Annotated in this window: 11 protein-coding genes; 8 read left to right on the top strand and 3 right to left on the bottom strand. The window is 70.8% G+C overall.

All coding sequences use genetic code 11. From position 1 onward, the window contains the following. Positions 1 to 5: 5 nt before the first annotated feature. Positions 6 to 1,418: a glutamate decarboxylase gene (gene gad, locus ABD269_RS27640; RefSeq protein ID WP_344122203.1), complete on the bottom strand. Its 1,413-nt coding sequence runs from the start codon at positions 1,416 to 1,418 to the stop codon at positions 6 to 8. 113 nt (positions 1,419 to 1,531) lie between these two features. Beyond that, complete coding sequence (locus ABD269_RS27635) at positions 1,532 to 1,897, bottom strand: YbjQ family protein (protein ID WP_301893448.1); 366 nt, start codon at positions 1,895 to 1,897, stop codon at positions 1,532 to 1,534. Positions 1,898 to 2,121: 224 nt separating this feature from the next. Here ABD269_RS27635 and ABD269_RS27630 point away from each other — a divergent pair, with 224 nt between their 5' ends. After that, positions 2,122 to 2,841, top strand: a complete 720-nt coding sequence (locus tag ABD269_RS27630) for a DedA family protein (protein ID WP_301894387.1) — start codon at positions 2,122 to 2,124, stop codon at positions 2,839 to 2,841. 114 nt (positions 2,842 to 2,955) lie between these two features. Next, a complete protein-coding gene (locus ABD269_RS27625; protein WP_344122201.1) occupies positions 2,956 to 4,626 on the top strand; it encodes a threonine/serine exporter family protein in 1,671 nt (556 codons plus the stop codon). 68 nt (positions 4,627 to 4,694) lie between these two features. Here the strand turns inward: ABD269_RS27625 and ABD269_RS27620 are convergent, their stop codons facing one another. Further along, a complete protein-coding gene (locus tag ABD269_RS27620; protein WP_045933001.1) occupies positions 4,695 to 5,192 on the bottom strand; it encodes an inorganic diphosphatase in 498 nt (165 codons plus the stop codon). A 144-nt stretch (positions 5,193 to 5,336) separates the two neighbouring features. Between ABD269_RS27620 and dacB the strand changes: the two genes are divergently transcribed. From dacB to folE, 6 genes are all read left to right on the top strand, one after another. Then, positions 5,337 to 6,773, top strand: a complete 1,437-nt coding sequence (gene dacB, locus ABD269_RS27615; RefSeq protein ID WP_344122197.1) for a D-alanyl-D-alanine carboxypeptidase/D-alanyl-D-alanine endopeptidase — start codon at positions 5,337 to 5,339, stop codon at positions 6,771 to 6,773. Positions 6,774 to 6,880: 107 nt separating this feature from the next. Beyond that, positions 6,881 to 8,026 (top strand): zinc-dependent metalloprotease, encoded by a 1,146-nt coding sequence (locus tag ABD269_RS27610; RefSeq protein WP_344122195.1) that lies wholly within the window; start codon positions 6,881 to 6,883, stop codon positions 8,024 to 8,026. Positions 8,027 to 8,213: 187 nt separating this feature from the next. After that, positions 8,214 to 9,236: a tRNA lysidine(34) synthetase TilS gene (gene tilS, locus ABD269_RS27605; RefSeq protein ID WP_301893444.1), complete on the top strand. Its 1,023-nt coding sequence runs from the start codon at positions 8,214 to 8,216 to the stop codon at positions 9,234 to 9,236. 103 nt (positions 9,237 to 9,339) lie between these two features. Next, positions 9,340 to 9,879, top strand: coding sequence for a hypoxanthine phosphoribosyltransferase (gene hpt / locus ABD269_RS27600; protein ID WP_116215820.1), 540 nt, complete (start codon positions 9,340 to 9,342; stop codon positions 9,877 to 9,879). A 250-nt stretch (positions 9,880 to 10,129) separates the two neighbouring features. Next, the gene (ftsH, locus tag ABD269_RS27595) at positions 10,130 to 12,124 is read left to right on the top strand and encodes an ATP-dependent zinc metalloprotease FtsH (protein WP_301894386.1); all 1,995 of its coding nucleotides are present in this window, start codon (positions 10,130 to 10,132) and stop codon (positions 12,122 to 12,124) included. Positions 12,125 to 12,270: 146 nt separating this feature from the next. Further along, the gene (gene folE / locus ABD269_RS27590; RefSeq protein WP_301894385.1) at positions 12,271 to 12,876 is read left to right on the top strand and encodes a GTP cyclohydrolase I FolE; all 606 of its coding nucleotides are present in this window, start codon (positions 12,271 to 12,273) and stop codon (positions 12,874 to 12,876) included. The last annotated feature ends 65 nt before the right edge of the window (positions 12,877 to 12,941 follow it).

Raw genomic sequence — 12,941 nt, 5'->3', positions numbered from 1 at the left:
GAGGGTCAGTGGTGGAACGCCGTGGCGACGGCCTCGGGGCGGCCCAAGGGGCCCGGCTGGCGGCGCAGTTCCGGCAGGAGCGAGCGGAGGTCCTCCAGGAAGAGGTCGGCCAGGTCGTGCGAGAAGCCGTTGCGGCAGACGATCCTGAGGACCGACAGATCCTCCCGGTCCGGCGGGAAGGTGTAGGCGGGCACCAGCCAGCCGCGCTCCCGCAGCCGCCGTGACACGTCGAAGACGTCGTATCGCGTGACGCTGTCGGCCGTCGTGAAAGCGAACACAGGCAGCTCGTCGCCGCGCGTCAGCAGGCGGAAGTCGCCCATGTCCTCGATGTGCCGGGCGAGCCGGGTCGCGACGTCACGGGAGTTCTGCTGCACGGCGCGGTAGCCCTCGCGCCCCAGGCGCAGGAAGGTGTAGTACTGCGCGGCCACCTGCGCACCCGGCCGGGAGAAGTTCAGCGCGAAGGTGGGCATGTCGCCGCCCAGGTAGTTGACCCGGAAGACGAGCTCCTCGGGCAGCGCCGACCGGTCCCGCCACAGCGCCCAGCCGACGCCCGGGTAGACCAGCCCGTACTTGTGCCCCGAGGTGTTCACGGACGCGACGCGCGGCAGCCGGAAGTCCCACACGAGGCCCTCGTCCAGGAAGGGCGCGACCATCGCCCCGGACGCCCCGTCCACATGGACGGGGATGTCGAGGCCCGTGCGCTCCTGGAGCGTGTTCAGTGCCGCGCACACGTCGGCCACCGGCTCGTACGACCCGTCGAACGTCGACCCCAGGACGGCCACGACGCCGATCGTGTTCTCGTCGCAGAGCGCGGCGGCGGCCCCGGGATCGAGATGGAAGCGCTCGCCCTCCATCGGCACCTGGCGCGCCTCGACCTCCCAGAAGGTGCAGAACTTCTCCCAGCAGACCTGCACGTTCGCGCCCATCACCAGATTGGGCCGGGCGTCGGCCGAGGGATAGCGCCCTGCGTTCGCGAGCGCCCAGCGCCGCTTGAAGGCCATCCCCGCGAGCATGCACGCCTCGCTCGACCCGGTGGTCGAGCAGCCGACGACGGAGGCGGGGTCGGGCGCGTGCCAGAGCTCGGCGAGCATCCGTACACAGCGCTTCTCCAGCTCGGCGGTGCGCGGGTACTCGTCCTTGTCGATCATGTTCTTGTCCGCGCACTCGGCCATCAGCACACCCGCCTGGGGCTCCATCCAGGTGGTGACGAAAGTGGCCAGATTGAGCCGGGAATTGCCGTCCAGCATCAGCTCGTCATGGACGAACTGGTACGCCGCGTGCGGCGTCATCGGCCCCTCGGGCAGTGCGTCCCGCGGCGGCTCGGCCGCCATCCCGCCGATGGGGTCGGCCTCGCCGTAGAAGGGGTTGACCGAATAGCTGCGCTTCGTTGCCTTGTCGGCGCCTTTGTGCAGTGGCATGGCCTTGATGCCTACCACCGGGGCGGGCGCGCCACGCTCGAAGTCCGTTCAAGCCGTGCTCGCACCGGCGGGGCGGACCGGGAGGCTTCCCGCGTCCGCCCCGCCGCCGGGGGTCACGCCCGGGGGGAGATGACGACCGCGGTGCCGTAGGCGCAGACCTCCGTGCCGACGTCCGCCGCCTCCGTCACGTCGAAGCGGAACATCAGGACCGCGTTCGCGCCGCGCGCCCGCGCCTGCTCCACGAGGCGGTCCATCGCCTGGTTGCGGGTCTCCACGAGGGTCTTGGTCAGGCCCTTGAGCTCGCCGCCGATCAAGGACTTCAGCCCGGCGCCGATCTGGCTGCCGACGTGCCGGGAGCGCACGGTGAGGCCGAAGACCTCGCCGATGACCCGGTCGACCTTGTAACCGGGCACGTCGTTCGTCGTGACCACCAGCACATCCGTCTGGGACTGCCCGCCGCCGTATTCCTCGATGCCCATCGCATCCACCTCCGTGTGTGCAGTTTTGCCGTACACCGGCCCGGACGCATGCCGGGGCGGCGCGGTTGAGCCCGACCGGAGGGTACGAGCTTCATGGCACTCTGGAACCGGTGGCCCACCGGTCACGTTGTACTTTTGGGGCCGCACTTCCCCGACCCCCGCCTGTGCCCGGGCCTCGCACGAGCCTGCGCCCTCGACCCAGGAGCCTGTCACCCGTGTCCCCCATGACCACACTCGCGCTCGGTCCGCAGTGGCTCGACGCGAACTATCTGATCGAGCAATTCGGTCTGATCGGCGTCCTGGCGATCGTCTTCGCGGAATCCGGCCTGCTGATCGGGTTCTTCCTGCCGGGTGACTCGCTGCTCTTCACCACCGGCCTGCTCGTCACCACGAACCAGATCGACAAGCCCCTGTGGCTGGTCGCCCTGCTCGTCGTGCTCGCCGCCGTCCTCGGCGACCAGGCGGGCTATCTCTTCGGCCGCAAGGTCGGCCCCTCGCTCTTCAAGCGCCCGGACTCCCGCCTCTTCAAGCAGGAGAACGTGGAGAAGGCGCACGACTTCTTCGAGAAATACGGCCCGAAGTCGCTGGTCCTCGCCCGCTTCGTGCCGATCATCCGCACGTTCACGCCGATCATCGCCGGCGTGAGCCGGATGAACTACCGCTCCTTCCTGATCTTCAACGTCATCGGCGGCTGCCTCTGGGGCGCCGGGGTCACCCTGCTGGGCGCCGCGCTCGGCAAGGTCGACTTCGTCAACAAGCACATCGAGCTGATCCTCGTCGCCATCGTGCTGATCTCGGTGGTCCCGGTCGGCATCGAGCTGCTGCGCGCGCGTTCCAAGGCGAAGAAGGAGCCCGCCGTCCCCGGCCCGCTGGGCGCGCCCGGCGCTCCCGGTGCGCCGTACGACGGCCGCCCGGCGCCGCGCGGCCGCCACGCCAAGCGCTGACGCCCCGTATCTCTCCTGCCGCCGCACGCATGACCCGCACCCCACTGGGCACGCGGGACACCCATCAGGCATGGTGGCCGTAGCAGGCGGCAGGGGGCGTACGAGGAGCGTGTGGTGGCGGAGCGGCAGCGGGGCGGAGCGGACCCGGTCGAGGACCGGAAGCCGCAGTCCGACGAGGCGCACAGCGCCTTCACCCCACCGCTCGGCGTCCCGCTGCCGAGTGCGCCCGAGGACGAGCACCCCACCTCGGAATTCGCCATTCCGGAGGGCATAGCCGCCGAACCGGAGAGCGAGCCCGAAGGCTCGGCCTTCACCCTCCCCGCGGGCACCGTGGGCCTCAGCACCACCCAGAGCACGCCCTACCCCGCCTTCACCCCGCCGTACGGCACACCCAAGATCAGCCTCACCAAGGAGGCGCCCTGGCAGGACCGCATGCGCACGATGCTGCGCATGCCGGTCGGCGAGCGGCCCGTCCCCGAGCGGGCGGAGAAGCCGGACGAGCCCGGCCCGCCCGTGCCCCGCGTGCTCGACCTCACCCTGCGCATCGGCGAGCTGCTGCTCGCGGGCGGCGAGGGCGCGGAGGACGTGGAAGCGGCGATGTTCGGCGTCGCGCACGCCTACGGCCTCGGGCGCTGCGAGCCCACCGTCACCTTCACCCTGCTGTCGGTCAGCTATCAGCCGTCCCTGATCGACGACCCCATCACGGCCAGCCGCACCGTGCGCCGCCGCGGCACCGACTACAACCGGCTCTCCGCCGTCTTCCGGCTCGTCCACGAGATCACCTCGCGCGGGCTGACGCTGGAGGAGGCGTACCGCGGCCTCGCCGAGATCCGCCGCAACCGCCACCCCTACCCGGGCTGGGCGCTCACGGCCGCCTCCGGGCTCCTCGCCGGCGCGGCGAGCATGCTCGTCGGCGGCGGGGTGCTGGTCTTCGTGGCGGCGGCCGCGGGCGCGATGCTGGGCGACCGGCTGGCGTGGCTGGCGTCCGGGCGCGGGCTGCCGGAGTTCTATCAGTTCGTGGCCGCCGCGATGCCGCCCGCAGCTATGGGCGTGGCCCTCAGCGCCACCCACGCGCACGTACAGGCCTCGGCGGTCATCACGGGCGGCCTGTTCGCCCTGATCCCCGGACGGGCGCTCGTGGCGGGCGTACAGGACGGCCTGACGGGCTACTACATCACCGCCGCGGCCCGGCTGCTGGAAGTCGGCTACCTCATCGTCGGCATCGTCTGCGGAGTGCTGGTCGTCCTCTACGGAGGTGTGCACATCGGCGGCGGGGCGCTGAACCCCGAGGCGGCGCTGGAACGCCAGGAGCGGCCGCTGATCCAGATCATCGCCGCGATGCTGCTGGCCTTCGCCTTCGCGGTGCTGCTCCAGCAGGAGCGCCACACGGTGCTGGCGGCCACCTTCAACGGCGGCGTCGCCTGGGTGATCTACGCGGCCCTCGCCGACACCGCCAAGCTCGACCCGGTGCCCGCCACGGCCATCGCCGCCGGGCTCGTCGGCCTCTTCGGCCAGCTGCTGTCCCGCTATCGCTACGCGTCGGCGCTGCCGTACGTCACGGCGGCGATCGGGCCGCTGCTGCCCGGCAGCGCGACGTATTTCGCGCTGCTGAACTTCGCGAAGAACGAGCTGACCACCGGCATCTCCAGCCTGACCAAGGCGGCCGCGCTGGCCCTCGCCATCGCCATCGGTGTGAACCTGGGCTCGGAGATGGCCCGCCTGTTCATCAAGGTCCCGGGAGCGGCGGCATCCCGCCGGGCGGCGAAGCGGACGCGCGGCTTCTGAGGCCGCTCAGCGCGAACGCGCGGCCCCCGGCGCCCTCAGGGCACCGGGAACCGCGCGTCCGGTCATGCTCAGTGGTGCGAGCCGCCCGCGGCCTCGAGACGCTTGTAGGACGCCTCGATCTCCGCCTCGGCCTCCGCGCGGCCGACCCAGTCGGCGCCCTCGACGGACTTGCCCGGCTCCAGGTCCTTGTAGACCTCGAAGAAGTGCTGGATCTCCAGGCGGTCGAACTCCGACACGTGGTGGATGTCGCGCAGGTGCTCCACGCGCGGGTCGTTCGCCGGGACGCACAGCAGCTTGTCGTCGCCACCGGCCTCGTCCGTCATGCGGAACATGCCGATGGCGCGGCACTTGATGAGGCAGCCCGGGAAGGTCGGCTCGTCCAGGATGACCAGCGCGTCCAGCGGGTCGCCGTCCTCACCCAGGGTGTTCTCGACGAAGCCGTAGTCGGCCGGGTAGCTGGTCGAGGTGAAGAGTCGGCGGTCCAGACGGATGCGACCGGTCTCGTGGTCCACCTCGTACTTGTTCCGCGAACCCTTCGGGATCTCGATGGTGACGTCGAACTCCACGGGTGGCTCCTCCATGATCAACACATACGTCCGATGATGCTGTGTCCTCCCGGGCGGGTGGCTACAGCGGGTGCCATGCTCGCGGCAAGGCGCAGTGATTAAGTGTCTCTCACGCGGGTGTGTGGTGGCGAAAGGGGCTGGTCCGTGGTGCGTGAGTGGTGGCGGAACGCCCCGCTGGAGCGGCGTCGCACGGTGCGTCTCGTCGCGGTGTCGGCCGTGGCCGGCGTCGTCGCGGCGGCGGGCGCCGTGGGTGCTTCCGGGCCCTGGGAGTCCGGCCAGCGCAGGGCCGAGCGCGACCGCGCGGCCGCGGGCGCGGCGCGCGCCGCCGACGGCCACACCGGGCCGGTGCCGCCCACCGCGCCGCCCGTCCTCGCCGCCATCGGCGGCCGGGCCACCGCGCAGGAGCCCACCCGGGACGGCCTCGCCGCCGTGCTCGAACCGCTGCTGAAGGACGCCGCGCTCGGCTCGGACCACTCGGCGGCGGTGTACGACGCCGCCACCGGGCAGCAGCTCTACGGCTCCGCGCAGGACACCGCGTACACCCCCGCCTCGACGATCAAACCGGCCACCGCCGCGGCGGCGCTCGCCGCGCTCGGGCCCGACCACCGGATCGACACCACGGTCGTGGCGGGCGGCGATGGCATCGTGCTCGTGGGCGGCGGCGACCCCACGCTCACCGCCCACCCGGCCAAGGCGGGCCCCCAGCAGGCCGCGAGCCTCCAGGCCCTCGCGGAGGCCGCCGCGCGCAGGCTGAAGGAGCGCGGTACGGACCGCACCAAGGTCGCGTACGACGCCTCGCTCTACTCCGGACCTGCCGTCCACACCATCGGCCCCAACGAGAACCTCGCCCCCGTCAGCGCCCTGATGACCGACGAGGGCCGCCTCGACGACTCCGACCACGGGCCCGCCGCCCGTACCGCCGATCCGGCCGGGGACGCGGCCCGGAAGTTCGCGGAGATGCTGGGCGAACAGGGCATCAAGGTCGAAGGCGAGGTGACCCAGGGCACCGCCGGGGCGAAAGCGGAACGCCTCGCTTCGGTCTCCTCCCCGCCGCTCGGCGCGCTGGTCGAGCGCGCCCTCACCAACAGCGACAACGACATCGCCGAGGCCCTCGCCCGGCAGACGGCCCTCGCGTCGGGGCAGCCCGCGAGCTTCGAGGGCGCGGCGAAGGCCGTCACCGAACGCCTCGGCAAGCTCGGCCTCCCCGGCGTCCATGTCGCCGACGGCAGCGGCCTCGACCGCGCGGACCAGGCCTCGGCGGGCTTCCTGGCCCAGCTGCTCGTACGGGCCGCCGACCCCGCGCACCCCGAGCTGCGCCCGGTCCTGACGGGCCTGCCGGTCGCCGGTTTCAGTGGCACGCTCAGCGGCCGGTACGCGGACGAGGAGGCGGGGCGCGGCACGGTACGGGCGAAGACGGGCACCCTGACCGGCGTGAACACGCTCGCCGGCACGGCGGTCTCCGCCGACGGCCGCCTCCTGACGTTCGCCTTCATGGCCTCCGGCACGAGCGACGCGGACGCGGCACAGCGAGCGCTGGACCGCATGGCGACAGCGGTGGCGGCTTGCGGCTGCCGCGGCTGACGGGCGCAAGAGACCCGCACCCAAGGCGCTGCACCGGCCGAAGCCCGCGCACCCGGCAACCGGGCAACCCCTAACCGTCGGCCGTGCACAGCACGTACGGTGAAGCCATGACGAGCATCGGTGGTGCGGAGATGGTCGACTGGAAGCTCGCGGTCGCGACCGCGACGAGGCTCGTGCGGCCGGGACCGGAGATCGGCCGGGACGCGGCCCGCGAGGTCGTCGCGGAGCTGAGGCGGCACGCGAAGACGTCGGAGGAGCACGTCCGGGGGTTCACCCGGATGACGCCGCCCGGAGGGGGCGACGACCCCGCGGGCACGAACCACGACACCCCGGTGCTCATCGTGGACCGCGCGGGCTGGATCAAGGCGAACGTCGCCGGCTTCCGCGCCCTGCTCGGCCCGCTGCTGGAGAAGATGTCGGACCGCAGGGCCAACGTCCCGGGCGGCGCGGTGCTCGGCGCCGTGGGCGGCAAGGTGACCGGCGTGGAGCTGGGCATGCTGCTGTCGTTCCTGGCGTCCAGGGTGCTCGGGCAGTACGAGACGTTCGCGCCCGCCACCCGTGACCTGCCGGGGGCGGCAGGGGGCGGACGGCTGCTGCTGGTGGCGCCGAACATCGTCCACGTGGAGCGCGAGCTGGACGTGGATCCGCACGACTTCCGGCTGTGGGTGTGCCTCCACGAGGAGACGCACCGCACGCAGTTCACCGCCGTGCCCTGGCTGCGCGACCACATCGAGGGCGAGATCCAGTCGTTCCTCGGCGAGACGGAGGTCGACCCGGCGACGCTGCTGGAGCGGGTCCGGGAGGCGGCGCAGTCGCTGGCGGGCGGCAGGCCGCCGCAGGACGAGGAAGAGGGCGGCCGCAGCATCGTCGACCTGGTCCAGACGCCCGCCCAGCGCGAGATCCTCGGCCGGCTGACGGCGGTGATGTCGTTGCTGGAGGGGCACGCGGACTATGTGATGGACGGCGTGGGACCGGCGGTCGTGCCGTCGGTGACGGAGATCCGGGAGAAGTTCCAGCAGCGCCGCGCGACCGGCGCGGGGCGGCTGGACGCGGCACTGCGCAAGCTGCTGGGACTGGACGCCAAGCTGCGGCAGTACCGTGATGGCGAGCGGTTCGTACGGGCAGTCGTCGACGAGGTCGGTATGGACGGTTTCAACCGGGTATGGACGTCCCCGAACACCCTCCCCACCAAAACGGAGATCGCCAAACCGGCGGACTGGGTCGCGCGGGTGCACCGGAAGCCGGAATCCTGAAGCGGACGCTCCACCTCCGGGTAGAACGCTTCCGTAATCACCCGTCCGAGGGACCGTGAGCCAGGGGTGGGCGTGCGATGCTCGGGTAATGGCTCGCTTCTGTCACCATCGACGCACACAGCGTGACTGAGGCTCGAAGCTCGCGCAGCTCCGACCATCTCCATATGGAACGATTGGACACACGGACATGGGTCCACATCCCGCGGTCGCCGCGATACGCCTGGCGGTCCGCCGCGTACTTCACGACGTCCTCACCCCCACCACACCCGCATCCGTTCCCCCCACCCCCGCCGGCTCCCCGCCGCTCGTCCTGGTCGCCTGCTCCGGTGGCGCCGACTCCATGGCCCTGGCCTCCGCACTGGCCTTCGAGGCGCCCAAGCTCGGCATCAGGGCCGGGGGAGTCACCGTCGACCACGGCCTCCAGCACGGCTCCGACATCCGCGCCGCCGAGGTCGTCAGCAGGCTGACCGCCCTCGGCCTCGACCCCGTCGAGGCCGTAGCCGTGTCCGTCGGCAGGGAAGGCGGCCCGGAGGCCGCCGCCCGCGACGCCCGCTACGCCGCCCTGGACGCCGTCGCCGAGCGGCACGGAGCCGCCGCGATCCTGCTCGGCCACACCCGGGACGACCAGGCGGAGACCGTGCTCCTGGGGCTCGCCCGCGGCTCCGGCATCCGCTCGCTGTCCGGCATGGCCGTCGCGTCCGGCGTCGGCGGCCGCTACCGCCGGCCGTTCCTCGGCCTGGACCGCCAGACGGCCCGCAAGGCCTGCATGGTCCAGTCGCTCCCCGTGTGGGATGACCCGCACAACGCCGACCCGGCCTACACCCGCTCCCGGGTCCGCCACGAAGCGCTGCCCGTCCTGGAGAAGGCGCTCGGCAAGGGCGTGGTCGAGGCCCTCGCCCGCACCGCCCAGCTCTCCCGGGACGACGCCGACGCACTCGACGGCTGGGCCGCCGCCGTCGAGCCCTCCGTGCGGGACGACAGCGGGGCCCTGGAGGCCGCGAAGCTCTTCGCCCTGCCCCCCGCCGTCCGCCGCCGGGTGCTGCGCCGTGCGGCCATCTCGGCGGGCGCTCCGGCCGGTTCGCTCTTCGCCCGGCACATCGAGGAAGTCGACCGGCTGATCACCGGTTGGCGCGGCCAGGGGGCCATCAACCTGCCCGGGCGCGTCGCGGTCCGCAGGCAGGGTGGCAGACTGGTCCTTCGGCAGGGCTGATTCGAACGAGTGCGAACGGCAGTGGCTCGCCTCGGACAAGCCGGATGAGACAAGCCGGATGAGCCTTCAACAAACGAGAGTGGCGCGGGTGGACGACAAGGACATGGGCACCGACCTCAAGTCGGTGCTCATCACCAAGGAAGAGATCGACGCGAAGCTGGCTGAGCTGGCTGCGAAGATCGACGCGGAGTACGCGGGCAAGGACCTGCTCATCGTCGGTGTCCTCAAGGGCGCCGTGATGGTGATGGCGGACCTGGCGCGTGCGCTGTCCACCCCGGTCACGATGGACTGGATGGCGGTGTCCTCGTACGGCGCGGGCACCCAGTCCTCCGGCGTGGTCCGGATCCTCAAGGACCTCGACACCGACATCAAGGGCAAGGACGTCCTGATCGTCGAGGACATCATCGACTCCGGTCTGACGCTGTCCTGGCTGCTGTCGAACCTCGGTTCGCGGGAGCCCGCCTCCCTCAATGTCGTCACCCTCCTGCGCAAGCCGGAGGCGGCCAAGGTCGCCATCGACGTGAAGTGGGTCGGCTTCGACATCCCGAACGAGTTCGTCGTCGGTTACGGGCTCGACTTCGCCGAGAAGTACCGCAATCTGCCCTTCGTGGGCACGCTCGCGCCGCACGTCTACGGCGGCTAGGGCTCCAGGGCCCCGGACGGGACTCTCCAGCGCGCGGGAACCGAAAGGCGGTTTCCGCCGTTGGAGCATGGGAAGGCGGGTTGGTTGACCGCCTGCGGCGGCGTCGGGTGACAATGCTGGGGTACCGTCCGAAGGTCAGTCTTTTCAATCTTTTTCAAGGTCGAGCAGAACACCGTACGCACGCACCCCCTGACAGGGGCAGCCGTGCCTCACTGTGGCAGGAGGGACGGGGCGCTTGCGCCCCGTATGGATGGACGTGAAGCGCTACTTCCGTGGGCCGGTCATGTGGATCGTGCTGGCCGTCCTCGCCGTGGTCGTGTTGATGCAGGTCGTCGGCTCGTCCGGCGGCTACAAGTCGGTGGACACCAGCCAGGTCGTCAACGCGATCAACAAGGACCTGGTGAAATCGGCCGAGCTGACGACCGGCGACGAGAACAAGATCAAGGTCGAGCTCAAGGACGGCCAGAAGGTCAAGGGCAGCGGCAAGATCCAGGCGAACTACATCGGCGACCAGGGCGTCGACCTCGCCAAGACCTTGCAGGCCAAGGCCGACTCCAAGCAGATCTCCGACGGCTACAACATCTCGACGTCGAAGCAGAACCCCTTCATCGGGGTGCTGCTCTCGCTGCTGCCGTTCGTCCTGATCGTCGTGGTCTTCCTCTTCCTGATGAATCAGATGCAGGGCGGCGGCTCCCGAGTGATGAACTTCGGGAAGTCCAAGGCCAAGCTGATCACCAAGGACACCCCGAAGACGACCTTCGCCGATGTGGCCGGGTCCGACGAGGCGGTCGAGGAGCTCCACGAGATCAAGGAGTTCCTCCAGGAGCCGGCGAAGTTCCAGGCCGTCGGCGCCAAGATTCCCAAGGGCGTCCTGCTCTACGGCCCGCCCGGCACGGGCAAGACCCTGCTCGCGCGCGCCGTCGCCGGCGAGGCGGGCGTTCCCTTCTACTCGATCTCCGGCTCCGACTTCGTCGAGATGTTCGTGGGTGTCGGCGCCTCGCGCGTCCGTGACCTGTTCGAGCAGGCCAAGGCCAACGCCCCGGCCATCGTCTTCGTCGACGAGATCGACGCCGTCGGCCGGCACCGTGGCGCAGGCCTCGGCGGCGGTCACGACGAGCGCGAGCAGACCCTCAACCAGCTGCTGGTCGAGATGGACGGCTTCGACGTGAAGGGCGGCGTCATCCTGATCGCCGCCACGAACCGCCCGGACATCCTCGACCCGGCGTTGCTGCGCCCGGGCCGCTTCGACCGGCAGATCGCCGTCGACCGCCCGGACATGCAGGGCCGTCTGGAGATCCTCAAGGTTCACCAGAAGGGCAAGCCGGTCGCCCCGGACGTCGACCTCTCGGCCGTCGCCCGCCGCACCCCCGGCTTCACCGGTGCCGATCTCTCCAACGTGCTGAACGAGGCCGCCCTGCTGACGGCCCGCAGCGACCTGAAGCTGATCGACAACCACATGCTGGACGAGGCGATCGACCGTGTCGTGGCCGGACCGCAGAAGCGGACCCGGATCATGAGCGACAAGGAAAAGAAGATCACCGCCTACCACGAGGGCGGTCACGCCCTGGTCGCGGCGGCTTCTCCGAACTCCGACCCGGTGCACAAGATCACGATCCTGTCCCGCGGCCGCGCGCTCGGCTACACCATGGTCCTGCCCGACGAGGACAAGTACTCCACCACGCGCAACGAGATGCTCGACCAGCTGGCGTACATGCTGGGCGGCCGCGCGGCCGAGGAGCTCGTCTTCCACGACCCGACCACCGGTGCGGCCAACGACATCGAGAAGGCCACCGCCACGGCCCGCGCGATGGTCACGCAGTACGGCATGACCGAGCGGCTCGGCGCGATCAAGTTCGGCTCGGACAACAGCGAGCCGTTCCTGGGCCGTGAGATGTCGCACCAGCGCGACTACTCCGAAGAGGTCGCGGCCCTGGTCGACGAAGAGGTCAAGAAGCTCATCGAGACCGCGCACAACGAGGCGTGGGAGATCCTCGTCGAGAACCGCGACGTGCTCGACAACCTGGTTCTGGCCCTCCTGGAGAAGGAGACGCTGAACAAGGAGGAGATCGCCGAGGTCTTCAAGCACATCGTGAAGCGCCCGGCCCGCCCGGCGTGGACCGGTTCCTCGCGGCGTACGCCCTCCACCCGCCCGCCGGTGCTCTCCCCCAAGGAGCTCGCACCGAGCAACGGCGGTCAGCCCGTGGAGCAGGTCGACCTCCCGGACGACACCCGCCCGGAGATCTGAGCCGGGAAGCACAGCCGAAGGCCGGGCAGCATCACAGGGCCCGGAATGGATGCCGCGTCACCCAGGTTATTAGCCTGGGAGGCGCGGCTTTCCGCTTGTGGCCGCCGTCGGCCCAGAACGTACGCATGAGAGAACGAGGCAACTCCATGACCGACCCGGTGACGCTGGACGCCGAGAACTCCATCGGTGTATTCGACGAGAAGCGGGCCGAGAGCGCCGTCCGTGAGCTGCTGATCGCCGTGGGCGAGGACCCGGACCGCGAGGGGCTCCGCGAGACCCCCGCGCGGGTGGCGCGCGCGTACAAGGAGATATTCGCGGGCCTGTGGCAGGAGCCGGAGTCGGTGCTGACCACGACCTTCGACCTCGGGCACGACGAGATGGTGCTCGTCCGCGACATCGAGGTGTACAGCACCTGTGAGCACCACCTGGTGCCGTTCCACGGTGTGGCGCACGTCGGCTACATCCCCGCGACCAGCGGCAAGATCACGGGTCTGTCGAAGCTGGCCCGCCTGGTGGATGTCTACGCCCGGCGCCCGCAGGTCCAGGAGCGGCTGACCACGCAGATCGCGGACTCGCTGATGGAGATCCTGGAGCCGCGCGGAGTCGTCGTGGTCATCGAGTGCGAGCACATGTGCATGTCCATGCGGGGCATCCGCAAGCCCGGCGCCAAGACCCTGACCTCGGCCGTACGGGGCCAGCTGCGCGACCCCGCGACCCGCGCCGAGGCCATGAGCCTGATCATGGCCCGCTGACGGCAGGGACACAGGCAGGTACGTAAAAGAGCTGCCCGCCACGACCTCGGTCGTGGCGGCGACCG

The sequence above is a fragment of the Streptomyces blastmyceticus genome, from assembly GCF_039521185.1.
Classification (GTDB): domain Bacteria; phylum Actinomycetota; class Actinomycetes; order Streptomycetales; family Streptomycetaceae; genus Streptomyces; species Streptomyces blastmyceticus.
This window is presented reverse-complemented; position numbering and strand designations above follow the sequence as displayed.

Bases quoted from the DNA above. Each gene is read 5' to 3' on its own strand.
- gad (WP_344122203.1), bottom strand. From the start codon at position 1,418: ATGCCACTGCACAAAGGCGCCGACAAGGCAACGAAGCGCAGCTATTCG.
- ABD269_RS27635 (WP_301893448.1), bottom strand. From the start codon at position 1,897: ATGGGCATCGAGGAATACGGCGGCGGGCAGTCCCAGACGGATGTGCTG.
- ABD269_RS27630 (WP_301894387.1), top strand. From the start codon at position 2,122: ATGACCACACTCGCGCTCGGTCCGCAGTGGCTCGACGCGAACTATCTG.
- ABD269_RS27610 (WP_344122195.1), top strand. From the start codon at position 6,881: ATGACGAGCATCGGTGGTGCGGAGATGGTCGACTGGAAGCTCGCGGTC.
- tilS (WP_301893444.1), top strand. From the start codon at position 8,214: ATGGGTCCACATCCCGCGGTCGCCGCGATACGCCTGGCGGTCCGCCGC.
- hpt (WP_116215820.1), top strand. From the start codon at position 9,340: ATGGGCACCGACCTCAAGTCGGTGCTCATCACCAAGGAAGAGATCGAC.
- ftsH (WP_301894386.1), top strand. From the start codon at position 10,130: ATGGACGTGAAGCGCTACTTCCGTGGGCCGGTCATGTGGATCGTGCTG.
- folE (WP_301894385.1), top strand. From the start codon at position 12,271: ATGACCGACCCGGTGACGCTGGACGCCGAGAACTCCATCGGTGTATTC.